Below are 17243 nucleotides of genomic sequence, written 5' to 3'. Positions count from 1 at the left end.
AAACTTCCTTCAGCTTCCAAACCGTGCCGGAGTTCTCGATGACCAGCAAGCCAGCGTTTCAGTCCTCGCCGACCAATCCGAACATCAAGGAAATCCAGACCATCCCGGAACGGCGACCGGACATGCCCTATGCGCCAGCGATCCGGGTCGAAAGCCCCTGCGGGCTGTTGTTCATATCCGGCGCGACGCCGTCCCCGCTGTACCACAAGCATCCGCACGACATCAGCGAACACGACCACCCCAACCGGATCGAGGACCAGACAAGGCGGGCGATGGAGACCATCAAGACGATCCTCGACCACGAAGGCCTGACCTGGACCGACATCGTCAAGGTGACGAAGTACCTGACCGACGTCCGCGACCAGGACGGCATGGTCGCGGTGTTGAAAGAATATTTCGGCACCTGGACGCCCGCCAGCACCACGATCTGCATCAATCAGTTGTCGACGCCCGGCGCCCGGATCGAACTCGACATGATTGCCGCGTTTCCCGCTGCAAAGTGAAAAAGATCGGTGACGCGCAGTGACGCTCGAAATACGCGCATTGGACGACCTGTCGTCAGTTCCAACACATAATTGATTTGGACTTGGTCTGGTTACAGATAAAACTTAGGCGAACGGCGATAGGCGCCACTGTCCAAGGGAACTGCGATGGCAAACCTCCTGATCAACGGGAAGACCTACGAAGTCGATGCCGAGCCGGATATGCCGCTGTTGTGGGCGATCCGGGAGAACGTCGGGCTCACCGGAACCAAATATGGATGCGGCATTGCACTATGCGGCGCCTGCACGGTTCATGTCGACGGACAGCAGGTGCGCTCCTGCAGTCTGCCGCTCAGCGAAGCAGTCGGCAAAAAGATCACGACGATCGAAGGTCTGGCGGCCAACGGCGTGATGCATAAGGTGCAGCAGGCCTGGATCGACCACGATGTCCCGCAGTGCGGCTATTGCCAGAGCGGCATGATCATGGCCGTGGCGGCGCTGCTCGAGACGATCCCGCAGCCGACCGACGAGGATATCGACCTCGCGGTGACCAATATCTGCCGCTGCGGCACGTTCCAGCAGGTGCGGGAAGCCATTCATTCCGCGGCCGGCGCGTGAGGGAGGCGATCATGAAGCAGTCTCCCGCCTTGAACCGCCGTTCGTTCGTGCTCGGCGCCGCTGCCGCAGGCGGCGGCCTGGCCATCGGTTTCGATCTGCCCTTCGGACCGAAACTCGTTCACGCCGCTGACGGCTCGCCCGAGGTCAATGCCTGGGTGGTGATCCGTCCCGACGATACCGTGGTCGTGCGCATCGCCCGTTCCGAGATGGGGCAGGGCACGCTGACGGGCCTGGCGCAGCTGGTCGCCGAGGAACTCGAATGCGACTGGTCGAAGGTGACGACGGAATATCCCACCCCCGGCCAGAGCGTCGCCCGCAAGCGCGTCTGGGGCGATTTCTCCACCGGCGGCAGCCGAGGCGTTCGTTCGTCGCATGACTATGTCCGCAAGGGCGGCGCCGCAGCAAGGCTGATGCTGGTACAGGCCGCCGCCAACACGTGGGCCGCGCCCGCCGGGGAATGCACGACCGCCAAAGGCGTCATCACCCACACGCCGTCCGGGCGCAGCTTGACCTACGGTCAGGTCGCGGAAGCCGCCGGCAAGTTGCAGCCGCCGGCCGACGTGAAATTGAAGGATCCGAAGGACTGGACCATCGCCGGCAAGCCGCTGAAGCGGCTCGATACGGTCGAGAAAACCAACGGCAAGATGATCTACGGCGCCGACATTACCATGCCGGGGATGCTCAATGCCGCGATCGTGGATTGCCCCGTGTTCGGCGGCAAGCTGAAGAGTTATGACGAATCCAAGATCGTCGGCATGAAGGGCGTCAAGAAGGTCGTGCGCGTCGGCGGCAGTGCCGTCGCCGTCGTGGCCGACACCTGGTGGCACGCCAAGACCGCGCTGGCCGCCCTGCCGGTCGTGTGGGACGAAGGCGACAATGCCAAGGTGTCCAGCGCCTCGATCGCGAAATGGCTGGCCGAGGGTCTCGATCTCGCGCAGCCGGCCTTTGCCGGCCACAAGGTCGGCGACGCCCGGGCGGCCATCGCGGGGGCGGCGAAAGTGGTGGAGGCGACCTACGCGTATCCCTACCAGAATCACGCCACGATGGAGCCGATGAACGCGACCGCGCTCTATACCGCGGACAGATGCGAAGTATGGACCGGCACCCAGAACGGCGAGGCGGTGTTTGCCGCCGTCGTCGAGGCGTCCGGCCTGCCGAGCGACAAGTGTGAGGTCTACAAGATCATGCCGGGCGGCGGCTTCGGTCGCCGCGGCATGACCGACTATGTCCGGCAGGCCGTTGACATTGCCAAGCAGATGCCCGGCACGCCGGTCAAGCTGATGTGGTCGCGCGAAGAGGACATGCTGCACGGCCGCTACCATCCAACCACGCAAAGCAAGCTGGTCGGTGCGTTCGACGCCGACAACAATCTGGTCGGCCTGCATATGCGGATTTCCGGCCAGTCGATCCTCGCCAGCGTCCGCCCGGACGGCATGCAGAACGGCATGGACCCCGTCGCCTTTCAGGGGCTCAACGCTAGCGGCGAGGCGGCGATCGGCTACACGATTCCGAACCTGCTGGTCGATCACTCGATGCGCAACCCGCACGTCCCGCCGGGCTTCTGGCGCGGCGTCAACGTCAACCAGAATGCGATCTATCTCGAATGCTTCATGGATGAACTCGCGCTGTCGGTGAAGCAGGATCCGCTCGAGTTCCGACGCAAGCTGATGTCGAAACATCCCAAGCATCTCGCGGTGTTGAATGCGGTGGCCGAGAAGATCGGCTGGACCACCCCGGCGCCGCAGGGCGTGTTCCGCGGCCTCTGCCAGCACATGGGCTTCGGCAGCTACGTGGCCGCGGCGGCCGAGATCTCTGTCATCGACGGCAACAAGATCAAGATCCACCGCATCGTCGCCGCCACCGATCCCGGCCACGCGGTCAATCCATGGCAGATCGACCGCCAGATCGCGGGGTCGTTCGTCTACGGGCTGTCGGCGCTGTTCTACGGCGAGTGCACCGTCAAGGGCGGCCGCATCGAGCAGGAGAATTTCGACACCTACCAATCCATGACCATGAAGGAAATGCCGAAGGTGGAGTCCATTCTGCTGCCGTCGGGCGGGTTCTGGGGCGGCGTCGGCGAACCGACGATCTGCGTCGCGGCGCCGGCGGTGCTCAACGCCTTCTTTGCCGCCACCGGCAAACGCATCCGAACGGTGCCGCTGAAGAACCACGACATCATCTTCGCATGAAGCTGATGTCGGTCGGGTGGCTGGCGACGTGTCTGGCGGTGGCTGGTCCCGCGCAAGCGGCCTCGCCACCGCCCGGCGCGGCGTCGTGTTCGGGATGCCATGCGCGGCATGAGGACGCCTCATCTGCGATCCCCGGCATTTTCGGCCGCGACCCCGCCGAGATGCTTGCGGCCTTGAAATCGTTCAAGGAAGGCTCAAAGCCGGCGACGGTGATGAACCGCATTGCCAAGGGGTTTTCGGACGACGAGCTGCAGGCCATCGCGGCGTGGCTGGCAACCCAGAAGTAGCGCGACTTTATGAATCGCACACACACATCCCGGCGGCAGTTTCTTGGCAGTGCGGCTGCCGCGTCGCTGGCGCTGTCGATGCCGGCCATCGCGCAGGCGTCGCCGCGGGTCGTGGTGATCGGCGGTGGCTTCGGCGGCGCCAGTTGCGCGCGGGCGCTGCGCCAGATCAATCCTGCACTGCAGGTCACGCTGGTGGAGGCGAACCGCACCTTCACCGCCTGTCCGTTCAGCAATGAAGTCATCGCCGGCGACCGTCCGATGCAGGCCCAGCAGTTCGGCTACGACAGGGTGGCGGCTGATGACATCAAGGTTATCATCCAGGCGGCGACAAAAATCGACGCGCAGGCGCGCAGCGTCGGTCTCGCTGACGGCACCACGCTCGCCTATGACCGCCTGGTGGTGTCGCCGGGCATTGAACTGCGCTTCGACGCGCTGCCGAGCTTTGACGAAGCCGCCAGCGCGCGCATGCCGCATGCGTGGAAAGCCGGCGAGCAGACGCTGCTGCTGAAGCGCCAACTGGAGTCGATGGACGATGGCGGCGTCGTCGCGATCTCGGTCCCCGCCAATCCGTATCGCTGCCCGCCGGGGCCTTACGAGCGCGCCAGCCTGATCGCAAACTATCTCAAGACAACGAAGCCGCGCTCTAAGCTGATCATCCTCGACGCCAAGGACGCGTTTTCCAAGCAGCGCCTGTTCCAGAATGCGTGGCAGGAGCTGTATCCCGGCATCATCGAATGGGTCGGGCTGTCGCAGGGTGGCAAGGTGACGTCCGTCGAGCCGGCGGCCAACACGCTGGTCACCGAGTTCGCCCGGCACACCGTGCAGGTCGCCAACGTCATTCCGCCGCAGCGTGCCGGACGTATCGCCGAGATCGCGGGCGTCGCTGACCGGTCCGGCTGGTGCCCGATCGATCCCGTCAGCTTCGAGTCCAAGCTGGTGCCGAACATCCATGTCATCGGCGATGCCTGCATCGGCGGCGGCATGCCGAAATCGGCCTTCACTGCCAACGCTCAGGCTAAGGCATGCGCGGCCGCCGTCGTGGCGCTGCTCGCCGGCGAGGCGCCGACGGTGCCGAAGCTGATCAATACCTGTTACAGTCTGGTTGCGCCGGACTATGGCATCTCGATTGCCGGCGTATACCAGCCGAAGAACGGCCTGCTCACCGACGTCGAAGGCGCCGGCGGCGTCAGTCCGCTGGAGGTGCCGCGCGACTTCCGCGCCCGCGAGGCGACCTATGCCCGGCGCTGGTATCAGACGATCACGGCGGAAGCCTTTGGATAAGCGCCGGATCGAGATGGTGTTGCTGGCTGCGGCGATGGTTGCCATGCCGGCTGCTGCGCGTGCCGACGAATTGCGGCCTTATGCCGTGGTCGATGATGCGATCGTGGCGTCGTTGACCGGCACGACCGGCGATCCGGCGCGCGGGCGCGCCATTGTCGTCAACCGGCAGTTCACCTGCCTCTTGTGTCACAGCGGCCCGTTCGCCGAGCAGCGGTTCCAGGGCGACCTGGCGCCGAGCCTGGCCGGGACGGGGGCTCGCTGGACCGAAGGACAGTTGCGGCTGCGCGTGGTCGACGCGGCCCGCCTCAATGCGGCGACGATCATGCCGTCTTACTATAGGATCGACGGGCTGCACCGGGTCGGCGAGGCCTGGCGCGGCAAGCCGATCCTGTCCGCGGAGCAGGTCGAGGACGTGGTCGCCTATCTCGCGACGTTGCGCGAACCATGAGAAGAGAGTGTGCAATGCCCGAGCTTCACGCCACCCGTCGCCAGCTTCTTGTGATCGCGGGTAATGCCGCGGTCGTCAGCGCGCTGTCGAGCGTCTCCTGGCCTGCGAGGGCCACGCCGGACGCGATGAAGGCTGCCATTCGTGACGTCGTGAAAGGCGCGCCGGTGCGTCCCGGCAAGGTCAAGTTCGACGTGCCGCCTCTGGTGGAAAACGGCAACACGGTGCCGATCACGGTTTCGGTGACCAGCCCGATGACGGACGCCGACCATGTCGTCAGCATCCACGTCTTCAATGAGAAAAATCCGCAACCCAATGTCGGCAATTTCTATCTCGGCCCGCGCGCCGGCCGCGGCCAGATCGCGACCCGCATCCGGCTCGCCGATACGCAGACGCTGACGGCCATCGCCCGGCTGTCCGACGGCTCGCTCTGGTCGACCACGGCCGACGTCGTCGTCACGCTCGCCGCCTGCACCGAGGAGGCAAGCTGATGGCTTCCGCACTGATCAACGTCCCCGCCAGTGCGAAGCGCGGAGACGTCATCGAGATCAAGACCTTGATGTCGCACATCATGGAAACCGGTTTTCGCCACACCGAGACCGGCGCGGTCATCCCGCGCAACATCATCACCGACTTCAGTTGTCGCTATAACGGCGTCGAAGTGTTCCGCGCCGAGCTGTTTCCCGCATTCTCCGCGAATCCGTTCATCGCGTTCTTCACCGTTGCGACCGAGAGCGGTTCCTTCGAGTTTCGCTGGACCGGCGACAACGGTTTTTCGGAAACGGCATCGGCCAGCATCACCGTATCATGAAGAAACGGCGCGCGATCGGCATCGTGGCTTTCGTCGTATCAGCGATGTCCCTCGCACGGGTCGATGCCGCCGAGATTCCGAGAGACGAGCGTCGTTCCGGTGCAACATTCATGGCGCCGGAAACCCGGGCGATGCAGAACGATGACACCGCCAACCCCGGCATGCTCGCCGTGCTCGACGGCGAAACGCTTTGGAAGCAAAAGGCCGGCGCCGCAAGTCGCGCCTGTGCCGATTGCCATGGTGACGTCGCGGCCAGCATGCGCGGCGTGGCGGCACGCTATCCCGCCTATGATGATAAATCTGACAGGCCTGTCGACATTGAACAACGCATCAATCTGTGTCGTACCCGCCACCAGCAGGCAACGCCGTTCGCCGACGAAAGCCGCGAACTCAATGCGCTCGCCATCCTCGTCGGCCGGCAATCGCGCGGCATGCCGATCGAGGCCGGCGTTGATCCGCGGCTCGCGCCATTCGTGGCGAATGGCAAGGCGTTGTTCGGGCGCCGCCAGGGCCAGTTGAACCTCGCCTGTGCGAACTGTCACGACGACAACTGGGACCGCCGCCTTGCGGGCTCCGCGATTACCCAGGCGCATCCGACGGGGTATCCGATCTACCGGCTGGAATGGCAGGGCACAGGATCGCTCAAACGCCGCCTGCGCAGTTGCATGATCGGTACACGCGCGCGGCCCTATCAGGCCGATGATCCCGAGATGGTCGAGCTGGAGCTCTATCTGATGTCGCGCGCGAAAGGCATGCCGATCGAGACGCCGGCTGTAAGGCCGTAACGTTGGCAGGCCGATCCGCGAAGCAGGAACCTTGGGACGTGCAAGGCCTTGTCATGCCTGATTTTATTCGATTGAGCAGGTGGGTGACGAGGAGAGTATGGAACAGCGTGAAGATTGGCATCTGACCGAAATATTGGATCATGCCCCAGGCCGGTCGGACCCATTCGCAGCGGCGGTGCGCGCTACCGGTATGCCCATGTCATCACGGACCCGTCCCTCCCGGATAATCCGGCTGATTCGTAAGGGGCTGCTTGGGCTTGAAATTCCGGTATCCGGGAATCAAGAGCGCCATTCCGTGCCCGCCTGAATTGGATAGCCCTCATGCTCAGAAAGAAGTGCACTCCGGGTGATTTTCCTGTAAGCGCTCGCTTCACACGTCCACCGCGGCCGACGTGACGAATAGACCTAACAGGAGGAATGCATGTCGGCTCTGCCGCTCACGGGCATCAAGGTTATCGATATGACGCGGGTGCTTGCCGGCCCGATATCCGGTCAGATGCTCGGTGATCTCGGCGCTGAGGTCATCAAAATCGAACGCCCCGGAACTGGCGACGATTCCCGCGCGTTCGGCCCTCCTTATCTGACCGATCCGGAAGGTAGCAGACTCGATAATTCATTCTATCTCTGCGCCAACCGCAATAAGAAGTCGGTCACGGTCAATGTGGCTACGGCGGAAGGCCAGGAGATCATTCGTGAACTCGTCAAGACCGCCGACGTGTTGTTGGAAAACTATAAAGTAGGCGACCTCAAGCGCTATGGTCTCGACTACGACGCGATCAAAGCTATCAACCCACGCATTGTCTACTGCTCCGTGACGGGCTTCGGACAAACAGGTCCGTATGCCACACGTGCCGGCTACGACGCGATCCTGCAAGCGATGGGCGGTCTCATGAGCGTCACCGGCCATCTCGATGGTGAGCCTGGCGAAGGTCCAATGAAGGTCGGTCCCTCGATCGTTGACTATATGACCGGCCTGAACGCCACCATCGGAGTTATGTCGGCGCTCTATCATCGCGACGCTGGCGGCGGCGAGGGACAGCATATCGATGCTTGTCTCTTCGATACCGTGATCGCCTCGCTATCGCATTGGCTGCAGATCTATCTCATCAACGGCAAGGTCCCGCCGCGTCGCGGCACCTGGGGCAATGGCGGCATGCCGGCCGGTGTCTTCCGTTGCACCGACGGCGAGTTGATGCTCGTCAATGGCAACGACGGTCAGTTCCAGCGCACATGCGACGTGCTCGGCGAGCCGGGCCTGGCGAAAGATCCGCGCTTCCTGAAAAACAATGATCGCGTCGTCCACGGCAAAGAGATCATGGCCATCTTCGCCGGTCTTTTCCTGAAGCAGCCGGTCGCCTACTGGCTGGAGCGTCTGGAGGCCGTCGGCGTGCCGTCCGGCCCGATCAACGACTTCGATCAGATTTTTTCGGATCCTCACGTTCAGGCCCGCGGCATGCGCGTGAGCGTGGACCATCCCTTCGAGCCGGCGCTTTCGCTCGTCCGAAATCCGCTGACTTTCTCGGGCACGCCGATCACCGAGTATCGCGCGCCGCCGCTGCTCGGCTGCAACACGGACGAGATCCTGTCCACCATCGGTTACGACGGCGAACGGGTCGCCGCGCTTAGGAAGAAGGGTATCGTCTAGACCGGTGAGGATCGGATTGCAGCCCGAACTTGGTGCGCATGATTCTCAATCATGATAGCCTTCGGCGGCCACGATTGATTTTACCAAAAACCGAAGCGCAGACCGCCGCCATGCGTTATTTGCCCAGTCACAAAATGCCTTTGATCTTTTGGCAGGATGTCGATGATTGTGATGAGATCCGGACGATTGCCGATAGGGCTGCTGTCTGCCGGATCTCCCTGCGGGTCAGAAATCGCAGCGTGGAGCGGGGATAGTTGTCGCAAAATCGCGACAACGTTGCCGCGGTCGCCGAGATGCTGTCCTGCTTGGGCGTGACGGCGATGCCGCCGTCCTTCAGCATGTAGGCATCCTTGACGTTGGCCATGCCGGACGTCGTCATGCATGTCTTGAACAGGCTTTCATAGGCTTGCCGCGGCATGGGCAGATCTCCCGCGAGCCCGCCCAGCAGATAGTCGCGGCTCTTGCCGCAATTCTCTGCTTGTGCGGCGCCGCTTGCGAGCGCGAGTAACAGCACGGCCGACGCTATGCCCTTCATAGGGCGATGCTCGGTACGGCGACCATTTGTTCGCCCGTCGCGACATCCGGCGCCGTCTTGCGCGCAAGCCCGTACGTTTCGGCCGCACAGCGCTCCCACGACAAAGCGCGCGCATGGGCGACGGCGCCCGCGGTGAGGAGCGCGCGCAGGCTGTGGTCGCCCGCCATTCGTGCGATGGCTTCGGCGATGGCGATCACGTTTGGCACGACCAGCAAGCCGCTCACGTCGGCGATGACGGCGTCGGGCACACCGCCGATCGCCGTCGCGACGCTCGGAAGGCCGGCGCCGCCGGCTTCCAGATAGACCAGGCCAAACCCCTCGACGCGGCCGGATGGATCCGGCGCGGAGGTCAGGCAGAAGAAATCGGCGGCGTTGTAGATGTCGCGGATCGCCGCATCGGGAAGGGCGCCGAGCAGGCGCACGTCGCAATCTGTCACCCCGACGACACTTCGCAGGGCGTCGACATAGTCGGCTTCGCCATCGGGGCCGATGACCAGCCAGGTGATGCGTCTGCGCAAATCGTCCGTAAGTGTATTGAGCGCTGCGAGCGTCAGATGGTGTCCCTTGCGGCGCGTGATCCGGGCCACGGTCACAATCACGACCCGATCCTCCATGATGCCGAGGACCCTGCGGGTGTCGTCGCGCGATCGTCCTTGGCCAAACCAGAACGGGGATACGCCCAGTTGCACCGCCTTGGCGCGCGGCGACTTTGCCGGAAACTTTTCGCTGAACAGATCCAGGGTGTATCTGCTGTTGGCGATAATCTCGGTGCGCCTGCCGAACGCGCCGGAGGCCTCAATGGCGAGACGCTTGAGCGGCGTCTGGACTTCGTTGATCTCGGTGCCGTGAACCGTCATCAGCAGCCGGGCTTTGGTCAGCCCCCGTGACAGGGCGACGGGGATGAAGAACGGCCAGTCAGCGCCGTGCACGACATCGTACTGTTTGTGGCGAACCATCTGGCGAGCGAGCGCGATCTTGGCGGGCAGGTCGCGCGACGAATGCAGGCCTCCCGGGAAACGCTGGACCGGGAACGTCAGGGGATCGTCATCGTTGGCCGCGCCCCGGGCATACGCCGGAGCCGCAACCGTGACATCTGCTCCGAGAGCGGTCGCGGCCAGCGCCATTTCTCGGGCATAGGTTCCAATTCCGCCCTGTGCGGGGGAGAACTCGCTGGTGAGCAACAAAATGTTCAAATCGGACCTCAACAGGAGTGTGACGCCGCAGCCATGAATCGCGAGTTCTGGATATCCTTGTGATAGCCATAGACGCGCGCCAGCTGGGTGTTCGGCGTGAAGTCGGAGATCGATTCCGCAATCATGTCGGGGGACAGGCCGCCGGCCGCGATGGCGGCGCGAATGTCGAGAAACCGCTGCGCCAGCTTGTCGGCCATATCGTCGGGCGTGCCGTGACGTGGCACGAGGTAGCCGCTGCTGCCGTCGTGGATCACCGGTTCGAGTTGCGGTAAATGCACCGCGACGACCGGACGTCCGACGGCCAGCATTTCCAGCACGCAGCGTGGCATCCCCTCGAATTCGGATGTCAAAATTCCGGCATGGGCCGATGCAAGCGTCGCAGCCATGCCCGCGGCATCCTTGAAGCCGTGTCGCACGGTGATGGGCTCGATGGCCGCGAATTCGGCGAAGCGATGCGGATCGCTGGTGCCGATATAGTGAAATTCGATCTTTCCGTTCAGGTGCTCGCGCAACCGATCGATGGTCTTGAACATCAGCGGCGGATCCTTGAACTCGTCGAGACGTCCGGCGAACACGATCCGAAACGGTGCGGTCTCGGCCGTGAACGGTTGCGGCTTGAAGATGTCGGTGTTTACCCAGGTCCAGAGCGTATCGATCTTCTTCCGACTGTGCGGATAGGTCTTCTGCAGCCGTTCGGTAATGAATGGATTGACGCAGAGAAAACGTTCGCTCATGGCGACTGCAAAACGCTCTCCCACATTGTGAACGAACGCATATTTCCGCAACAGCGAATCCATCTGCATTTTCGGCGCACCTTCGCCATGCAGCATCTGCACGAACGGCAGCCGCAGCAACGTCGGTAGCCATGAGAATTCAACGCGGCGCAGGTCAATCGAGCATTTTCTACGGCGAATGATCTTTGCGATTGGAGCGAAGTAGCGCAGCAGCGCCACGAAAAACTGGCCGGTGAGGGACGCGCGAATTGTTTGCGCGGCCTCGCGGGCCTGGATGTCCGAGTAATGCAGAATAGGAAGGAAGTCGAAGGTGCGGCCGCGGAAGGTGAGCCTGTGAATCTCCCCGAGCTTGAGATCGCCGGTGGAATCGACACCGATGAAAAGCAGGTCGGTGTCGGTGGGATGGAAGGTGATGAAGTCGCGAATGTAGGTTTCCAGCCCGCCCACCTTCGAGCCCCGCGGGTCGAACGGATGCAGCAAGCAGATCTGATATCGTTCCGGCATATGGCTAACGTTTCGCGCCCGCTGCGCCAGGGTCACTGTCGAAATCATGCTGCCTTCCTCATGCGGGCGCCGAAAATCTGCGGCAATGTGCGGGCTACCAACTGCGGCACGGTGCCGAGACAGCGCGCATAGCGCGGGGCGAGCCGTCTGGGATTCTGCAGCATGCGCCATGCCCATTCGAGCCCGTATTTCTGGGAGAGCGCGGGCGCACGGGTCTGCGTGCCCGCGATGAAATCCAGCGCTGCACCGATGCACAGCATGCCGGTGCCGGTGAGTTCATCCAGGCAGCGCGCCGCGAACAGCTCCTGGCGCGGCGCACCGAGCGCGACAAAACATATTTTTGCGCCGGAGCGGCGAATCCGGTCGATGGCGATGTCCGCCTCTCCGGAATAGGCTTCGAAATTCCGTCCGGGCGCGATGCAGCCCACGACATCCAGACCTTCATACCGATCGCGCAAGCGCTGCGACGCTGCCTCAAGCGTCGAATCGTTCGAGCCAAGAAGAAACACGGGAAGGCGCTTCTTGCCTGCTTCGCGGCAAACCGGCTCCACTAGATCGGCGCCCGTGGTGCGGTCGATAGGCGTGCCCAGCAGACGACTCAAGGCCACGATGGGAAAGCCGTCGGCCGTAACAAACCGCGCGCGGCGATACGCCGACAGAAAAGCGGGATGATGCCGCAGCTTCTCCACATGGTCGAGATTGAGCGTGCAGACGCTGAAATTGTCGCCGTGTTCAGCTGCATCGACGATGGATGAGACGCCTTCCGGAAGCGAGTGAACGTTGACGGCGATGCCGTCGACCGTGAGGTCGGGGGACGCGAGATGTGTGTCCAATTTGTCGATCTCCGATATCATGTGATCGCGTGCGCCGACCTTCAATCGATGACTGTCCCGTTGCAGCAGCGGCGAACAGATCGTCGAGACACATCCACGATCACGTCATCAAATCGATCTATTGCGACGCAACGATGGTGGGAGCATCACGGCGATGCCGCATTGTGTGATTGATCGGAATGTATCGATGAATAAGTTGTCACGGCGACAGGCGATTGCTGCTCTCGCAGGTACGCTTTCTATCCTGGGAAAACATGCGAGTGCTGCACCCCAGCAGGGTTTGGGACACATAGCGGCTTCAAATGGTTTGCTATTTGGCGCTGCAGCCGGGCCAGTGATCGACAAGGACGCGGCTTACCGCGAGCTTTATACGAACCACGCACGAATTGTTACAACGGACGTGGCGATGAAAATCGGGACGATTGCCGGACAATCCGGGCCAAAGCGTTTCGATAGTGCCGATCGACTGCTGCAATTTTGCGCGGCAAACAAGATTCCGATGCGCGGCCACTGTCTGATCTGGAACGAGTGGGTCCCGCAATGGATCAGGAGCATGACCACGGCGGAGCGTCAGGTCTTTTTTGATCGCTATATCGATGAAGTCGTCGGGCGTTACGCGGGACAGTTGCATTCCTGGGACATTGTCAACGAGCCGTTTTGGCCAGGCCATAAGGCGCCCGGCGGATATCGTCTCGGTCCCTGGTACGATGCCTTCGGTCCCGGCTATGTGCAGCGCGCCTTCGCACGCGCGGCTATGGCCGACAACAAAACCAAATTTGTCCTCAACGAGGCGCAGACCGAGCGCGACGACGATGTCGGCCTCGCCGTGCGCGCGGGTTTGCTGCGCCTGGTCGATGAGCTGCAGCATGCCGGTGTGCCACTCCATGCGGTGGGCCTGCAGGGCCATCTGCAGCCGCGTTATCCGCACGATCCGGCGCGCTTTGCCGAGTTCGTTCATGCGCTGGCCGATCGCAAGGTGGAGATCTACATCACCGAATTCGACGTCCGCGACGACACGTTTCCGGATGATATCGCCACTCGCGACGCGATGATTGCCGACACGGCGGAGAAATTTCTCGATAACGTGCTGCGGATTCCGGCGGTCACGACGGTTATCGCATGGGAGTTGGCAGACAACTATTCGTTCTATACGGACGCAGCCAGAAAGAAGGATCCGCTAGCCCAGCGCCTGCCGCGGCCGCTACCGTTTGATTCGGAGATGCAGAAGAAGCCGCTATGGTACGCCATGGCGCGGGCCTTCCGGAATGCGAGAAGGGCATGATCTGCGCCCGAGGCTATGTCGCCGACTTCACCGATCGCGATCGCGCCAGCCTGATTAGCGTCGGCGCGTAGAGCAGACTAAGAATGCCGATGTAAATGGCGGCTCCGGCTGCGATATGCATCGCAACGGCCAGGGAAGAGCGAGCTTCCTGAAATTCGGCAAGCACGGCCGCCATCGTGCCAGCAGCGGCTGCAATTCGCCACAGATGCGCCATCGGCAGAGTCAGGCCAAACTTGACGAAGCCGATGGAGAAGCTGACGGCTGCCGCCATGGTAGCCGCGGCGACGGTCGCGGCGGCTGCGCCCGCTAGTCCCCAGTATTTGATGAAGACGACGCTGGAGACGACGGTCACCAGCGCGTCGATGGCCGCCACGATGATCATCAGTCGCGTTCGACTGTGAAGCAGAAAAACCTGGTCGCCGAAATGCGCGCGCAGATTGCGAATCGAGCCGGCCAGCACCGCAAGCGGAAGTACTGCCAGCGTCACATGCTGGAACGGCGCTGCGATCAGCAGGTGCACGATTTCGGTTCGCAGCATGAAGATGCCCAGAACGCTTGGCGCCAGGATCGCGATCAGCAGGGCGCTGTTGTCGGCCAGCTGACGCATCGCGGCCTTGCTGCCGCCTTGCTCCATGCTCTTGACGGCAAGTGGAAACGCCGCCGCGGTGACCAGCATGGCCGCGACCGCTGCCGCGCGCTGGCCAAGCCCGTAGCCCACCGCGAACAGACCGGCGGCGGCGACGCCTTGCAGGTCGTTGACGATAAAGCGCGATGCATTGAGGCCGACCCAGCCAAGCGCGCCGCCGATAATGAGCGGGATACCGTAGCGCAGCGCGTGATCGACGATCTCGCGATCTACCGGCCACAACTGCCGCCCATGGCCGATCACTGGCAGTACGACAAGCGCGGCAACCAGTTGCGCGATTGCGTATCCCGCCAGCGGCCATTCGGCCGATGCGCCAAAGATCCTGATCAGAATGATGCCGAGCAAGAAGCCAACCGCAGGGCCGAAGATCTGCTGAGTGGTATAGACACCGATCTGTTGCCTGACGCGGGCACGCTCGCCGATATACAGGTTCAGCGAACGGGTGATGACATAAGCAACGGTGGCGACGAGCAACCAGGCGTTGGCGTCCGGCGCAATCACCAGCAGCAGCACGCCAACCATGGCTGCGCTCTGCAGGATGACCGAGGCCAGCAAGATGGTATTCTCAGTGCGATAGAACCGCTCGGCGCTGTGCTTGTCCTGGTAGCGACCGAAGAAACGCAGCGCGTATTGCGACCACCAGGCGAGAAAGCCGATCTGCAACAATTCGTGCGTAGCGGTGACCAGGGTGATGACCCCGAGCGTGTGGTCATCGATCACATGGGTCCAGACGACCATCGCCACCAGTTGGAACAGCGGCCCGATGATCTGTGCCGGCATATAGAGCAGGGTCTGTCGCAGCAGCATGGTCAGGCCCCCATCCATCGGCAAAGGCGGGGCGCTGCCAGGCGCCGGATCGCCAGCAAGGCCGCGACACTGATCGCCACGGTTACAGCCACGGTGATCGCGGAGTCCGCGAGCGGCCCGAGCTGGCGCAGTGTGGTGTGATCGCGCAAACCCATGATCACGAAGATATGCCAGAGATACAGGAAGTAGCTGCCTGATCCCAGTGCGGCGAGCCAGGGACAGCGCAATTTGATGGCAAACAACACGGTGCAGAGCAGCGCAGAATAAAAGAAGAATGCGACGGAATCGTAGTCAGCGGCATCGCCGATCTGAAACTGCCGGACCGCGGCGTATACAACGTAAAGCGCCAGCGTCATGGTGATCAGCTGCACGCGGATCCTGGCGATTGCCTCCCTCACGCCGGGCATCGCGACCAGCCCGCCGAGCGCAGCAAAGCCAAACCAGAAGGGAATGTCACGCATGCGGACTTCCTCCACCAGAGCGGCAGACAGGTCGAAGCGGAACAGCAGCGGATCGAGATAGCTCCCGGCGATCAGGCCAATCGCGATCGCCAACAGCAGGCGAATCGCAACTTGCGGCTGGGACCGTTGCGTGCCGTTTCGTGAAGGACGAAGTACCAGCCAGAGCAGGACCGTGCAGCCGGCGTACACAAAGACATAATAATACACGAAGACGTAGGCGAGCGCGAACCGCGCGGCAGTGGCCGTCGGGCGGTGATCCATCGTAGGGTTATGCAATGCCATATAGAGATAGGCAGCCACGAAGGCGATGGCATAGGGAATCAGGATTGCCTTGAACCGCCGCGCCAGCGGCACGCGGCCGGAAAGAATCGTCAGGTAACCGGAGACGAACAGGAAGATCGGGACGCAAGGCCGCAACGCGGCGTCGAGCCAGGTTTCCCAGGCCGGCGTCAGCGGCTGATGCAGGGAATGGATGCCGATCACCATCAGGATGGCAATGCCGCGCATCGTGTCGATGGCGCTATCCCGGCTGGCGGCGTTGACGTCGGGAAGCCGGGCGGGCATCGGTGAAACGTGCGTGGTCATGTTCATCTCGGGCTGTCCGGACGGGCGGCGATGGCGGCGCGCCCCTGCTTCCTGAAGTTGCGGTCGAAGACATCGTTTAGATATTTCCGCATCGGTGTTTCAAAACGGCGCAGCGAAAGCTGGCTGGCGGCGGCCAGCGTCACGATCGCCAGCGGAATCAACGTCAATCGGCCGCCCGGCAGATGCGGCGCGAGATAGCGCCCGCCAAAAGTCAGGATGATGGTCGCGACGGGGATGTGCAACATGTAGCAGGAGTAGGTCAGCGCCGACCAGCGATCGGCATGTAATCGCGTCAGCAGCGTGCCGCGAGCGGTGCAGTCGCACTGGATCGCGAGGACGGCGATGGCGTAGATCACCAGCAGGTCCGCCATCTCCGGCAGCCAGGAACCGACCAGGATGAACAGTGTGAGCAGCAGCGTCATGCCGCCGGGAAGCGCCGGCCAGCGCGCGATGCTGCCGCGAAAAAGGTAGCAGGCGATACCGAGATTGAACGCCGGTAGTGCGCGGAATGCGCCGCCTTTGTTGATCCAGTCGGCCCAGGATCCGGCTCCGGTGAGGAAGGCATACAGGCTGTTGCCGAGCGCGGGCAGAACAATGAGGGCGAGGATCACCGTCTTGTTGCGCGTGACGGATAGCGCCACGAGGGGAAACAGGAGATAGCAGAACATCTCCGCTGATAGCGACCAGCTTGGAAAATTGAACGTCAGGCGTGCGCCGTCAAAGGCATGCAACAGCAACAATTGCGCCGGCAGGTCGGAAAGCGGGTACCGCGCCACATTGTAGGTCCAGGCGAGGCCAAAATGCAGCATGAGCGCGATCATGACGTAGAACGTGAGAGTCGCCAGATGCAGCGGGTAGATCCGCGCCAGCCGGCGCCAGATGAAACGGCCGATCGAAAGCGGATCGCCGACCCGGCCGAGATACTGGCTGGCGATGACGAAGCCTGACACCACGAAGAACAGGTCGACGAACAGGTTGAAATGCCAGGTGTGATCGACCATAAACTTTCCGGCCGGTTCGTCCTTCGCATAGTCCGAATAGTGCAGGACCACGACAGCGCATGCGGCGATGATACGCAGCGCGTCGAGGTTGCGTGAGGAGTGGGGGGTGGTCTGCAAAC

18 protein-coding genes are annotated in these 17243 nt (G+C 62.6%); 11 read left to right on the top strand and 7 right to left on the bottom strand.

Annotated features, from left to right (window positions below):
* Positions 1 to 38: 38 nt before the first annotated feature.
* The 10 genes from FNL56_RS20530 (at position 39) to FNL56_RS20480 (ending at position 8543) form a co-directional block, all read left to right on the top strand.
* Complete coding sequence (locus FNL56_RS20530) at positions 39 to 503, top strand: RidA family protein (RefSeq protein ID WP_143574800.1); 465 nt, start codon at positions 39 to 41, stop codon at positions 501 to 503.
* 147 nt (positions 504 to 650) lie between these two features.
* On the top strand, positions 651 to 1100 hold the full coding sequence (locus FNL56_RS20525; RefSeq protein WP_143574799.1) for a (2Fe-2S)-binding protein: 450 nt from the start codon (positions 651 to 653) through the stop codon (positions 1098 to 1100).
* A gap of 11 nt (positions 1101 to 1111) precedes the next feature.
* Positions 1112 to 3289, top strand: a complete 2178-nt coding sequence (locus tag FNL56_RS20520; RefSeq protein WP_143574798.1) for a xanthine dehydrogenase family protein molybdopterin-binding subunit — start codon at positions 1112 to 1114, stop codon at positions 3287 to 3289.
* The gene (locus tag FNL56_RS20515) at positions 3286 to 3576 is read left to right on the top strand and encodes a c-type cytochrome (protein WP_143574797.1); all 291 of its coding nucleotides are present in this window, start codon (positions 3286 to 3288) and stop codon (positions 3574 to 3576) included. Before FNL56_RS20520 ends, FNL56_RS20515 begins: the two co-directional genes overlap by 4 nt.
* Positions 3577 to 3585: 9 nt before the next feature.
* Positions 3586 to 4857 (top strand): NAD(P)/FAD-dependent oxidoreductase, encoded by a 1272-nt coding sequence (locus tag FNL56_RS20510; protein ID WP_143574796.1) that lies wholly within the window; start codon positions 3586 to 3588, stop codon positions 4855 to 4857.
* 13 nt (positions 4858 to 4870) lie between these two features.
* Positions 4871 to 5305, top strand: coding sequence for a sulfur oxidation c-type cytochrome SoxX (soxX, locus tag FNL56_RS20505; protein WP_210245535.1), 435 nt, complete (start codon positions 4871 to 4873; stop codon positions 5303 to 5305).
* Between the two features lie 14 nt (positions 5306 to 5319).
* On the top strand, positions 5320 to 5793 hold the full coding sequence (locus FNL56_RS20500) for a SoxY-related AACIE arm protein (RefSeq protein ID WP_246661596.1): 474 nt from the start codon (positions 5320 to 5322) through the stop codon (positions 5791 to 5793).
* Positions 5793 to 6113 (top strand): thiosulfate oxidation carrier complex protein SoxZ, encoded by a 321-nt coding sequence (gene soxZ, locus FNL56_RS20495; RefSeq protein ID WP_143574794.1) that lies wholly within the window; start codon positions 5793 to 5795, stop codon positions 6111 to 6113. The genes FNL56_RS20500 and soxZ overlap by 1 nt, the downstream gene beginning before the upstream one ends.
* 44 nt (positions 6114 to 6157) lie before the next feature.
* A complete protein-coding gene (gene soxA, locus FNL56_RS20490; RefSeq protein WP_441351308.1) occupies positions 6158 to 6898 on the top strand; it encodes a sulfur oxidation c-type cytochrome SoxA in 741 nt (246 codons plus the stop codon).
* A gap of 421 nt (positions 6899 to 7319) precedes the next feature.
* A complete protein-coding gene (locus FNL56_RS20480) occupies positions 7320 to 8543 on the top strand; it encodes a CaiB/BaiF CoA transferase family protein (RefSeq protein ID WP_143582310.1) in 1224 nt (407 codons plus the stop codon).
* Between the two features lie 127 nt (positions 8544 to 8670).
* On the opposite strand, the gene FNL56_RS20475 is transcribed toward FNL56_RS20480, so the two are convergent.
* From FNL56_RS20475 to FNL56_RS20460, 4 genes are read right to left on the bottom strand one after another with little or no spacing between them, the layout of a single operon-like run.
* Positions 8671 to 9078, bottom strand: a complete 408-nt coding sequence (locus FNL56_RS20475; protein ID WP_210245418.1) for a hypothetical protein — start codon at positions 9076 to 9078, stop codon at positions 8671 to 8673.
* Entirely contained in the window at positions 9075 to 10271 is a 1197-nt protein-coding gene (locus FNL56_RS20470; RefSeq protein WP_143574791.1) for a glycosyltransferase family 4 protein, read from the bottom strand. The genes FNL56_RS20475 and FNL56_RS20470 overlap by 4 nt, the downstream gene beginning before the upstream one ends.
* Before the next feature lie 8 nt (positions 10272 to 10279).
* The gene (locus FNL56_RS20465; protein ID WP_143582309.1) at positions 10280 to 11557 is read right to left on the bottom strand and encodes a glycosyltransferase family 4 protein; all 1278 of its coding nucleotides are present in this window, start codon (positions 11555 to 11557) and stop codon (positions 10280 to 10282) included.
* Positions 11554 to 12387 (bottom strand): WecB/TagA/CpsF family glycosyltransferase, encoded by an 834-nt coding sequence (locus FNL56_RS20460; RefSeq protein ID WP_246660739.1) that lies wholly within the window; start codon positions 12385 to 12387, stop codon positions 11554 to 11556. Before FNL56_RS20460 ends, FNL56_RS20465 begins: the two co-directional genes overlap by 4 nt.
* A gap of 142 nt (positions 12388 to 12529) precedes the next feature.
* Between FNL56_RS20460 and FNL56_RS20455 the strand changes: the two genes are divergently transcribed.
* Entirely contained in the window at positions 12530 to 13624 is a 1095-nt protein-coding gene (locus FNL56_RS20455) for an endo-1,4-beta-xylanase (RefSeq protein ID WP_143574789.1), read from the top strand.
* 13 nt (positions 13625 to 13637) lie between these two features.
* On the opposite strand, the gene FNL56_RS20450 is transcribed toward FNL56_RS20455, so the two are convergent.
* The 3 genes from FNL56_RS20450 to FNL56_RS20440 are packed head-to-tail and all read right to left on the bottom strand — an operon-like array spanning position 13638 to position 17241.
* Positions 13638 to 15077 carry a lipopolysaccharide biosynthesis protein gene (locus tag FNL56_RS20450; protein WP_143574788.1) on the bottom strand — a complete coding sequence of 480 codons (1440 nt, stop codon included), beginning with the start codon at positions 15075 to 15077 and terminating at the stop codon, positions 13638 to 13640.
* A 2-nt stretch (positions 15078 to 15079) separates the two neighbouring features.
* Positions 15080 to 16129, bottom strand: a complete 1050-nt coding sequence (locus tag FNL56_RS20445) for an acyltransferase family protein (RefSeq protein WP_246660738.1) — start codon at positions 16127 to 16129, stop codon at positions 15080 to 15082.
* On the bottom strand, positions 16126 to 17241 hold the full coding sequence (locus FNL56_RS20440; protein WP_143574787.1) for an acyltransferase family protein: 1116 nt from the start codon (positions 17239 to 17241) through the stop codon (positions 16126 to 16128). The genes FNL56_RS20445 and FNL56_RS20440 overlap by 4 nt, the downstream gene beginning before the upstream one ends.
* Between the last annotated feature and the right edge of the window lie 2 nt (positions 17242 to 17243).

This window comes from Tardiphaga sp. vice304 (genome assembly GCF_007018905.1).
Taxonomy (GTDB): domain Bacteria; phylum Pseudomonadota; class Alphaproteobacteria; order Rhizobiales; family Xanthobacteraceae; genus Tardiphaga.
Note: the sequence above shows the minus strand (reverse complement) of the source record. Positions and strands in the feature narration are given on the sequence as shown.

What these genes read in the sequence shown, in the direction of transcription:
- FNL56_RS20530 (WP_143574800.1), top strand. Translation starts at nt 39, where the DNA reads ATGACCAGCAAGCCAGCGTTTCAGTCCTCGCCGACCAATCCGAACATC.
- FNL56_RS20525 (WP_143574799.1), top strand. Translation starts at nt 651, where the DNA reads ATGGCAAACCTCCTGATCAACGGGAAGACCTACGAAGTCGATGCCGAG.
- FNL56_RS20520 (WP_143574798.1), top strand. Translation starts at nt 1,112, where the DNA reads ATGAAGCAGTCTCCCGCCTTGAACCGCCGTTCGTTCGTGCTCGGCGCC.
- FNL56_RS20515 (WP_143574797.1), top strand. Translation starts at nt 3,286, where the DNA reads ATGAAGCTGATGTCGGTCGGGTGGCTGGCGACGTGTCTGGCGGTGGCT.
- FNL56_RS20510 (WP_143574796.1), top strand. Translation starts at nt 3,586, where the DNA reads ATGAATCGCACACACACATCCCGGCGGCAGTTTCTTGGCAGTGCGGCT.
- soxX (WP_210245535.1), top strand. Translation starts at nt 4,871, where the DNA reads ATGGTGTTGCTGGCTGCGGCGATGGTTGCCATGCCGGCTGCTGCGCGT.
- FNL56_RS20500 (WP_246661596.1), top strand. Translation starts at nt 5,320, where the DNA reads ATGCCCGAGCTTCACGCCACCCGTCGCCAGCTTCTTGTGATCGCGGGT.
- soxZ (WP_143574794.1), top strand. Translation starts at nt 5,793, where the DNA reads ATGGCTTCCGCACTGATCAACGTCCCCGCCAGTGCGAAGCGCGGAGAC.
- soxA (WP_441351308.1), top strand. Translation starts at nt 6,158, where the DNA reads ATGTCCCTCGCACGGGTCGATGCCGCCGAGATTCCGAGAGACGAGCGT.
- FNL56_RS20480 (WP_143582310.1), top strand. Translation starts at nt 7,320, where the DNA reads ATGTCGGCTCTGCCGCTCACGGGCATCAAGGTTATCGATATGACGCGG.
- FNL56_RS20475 (WP_210245418.1), bottom strand. Translation starts at nt 9,078, where the DNA reads ATGAAGGGCATAGCGTCGGCCGTGCTGTTACTCGCGCTCGCAAGCGGC.
- FNL56_RS20465 (WP_143582309.1), bottom strand. Translation starts at nt 11,557, where the DNA reads ATGATTTCGACAGTGACCCTGGCGCAGCGGGCGCGAAACGTTAGCCAT.
- FNL56_RS20455 (WP_143574789.1), top strand. Translation starts at nt 12,530, where the DNA reads ATGAATAAGTTGTCACGGCGACAGGCGATTGCTGCTCTCGCAGGTACG.
- FNL56_RS20450 (WP_143574788.1), bottom strand. Translation starts at nt 15,077, where the DNA reads ATGCTGCTGCGACAGACCCTGCTCTATATGCCGGCACAGATCATCGGG.
- FNL56_RS20445 (WP_246660738.1), bottom strand. Translation starts at nt 16,129, where the DNA reads ATGAACATGACCACGCACGTTTCACCGATGCCCGCCCGGCTTCCCGAC.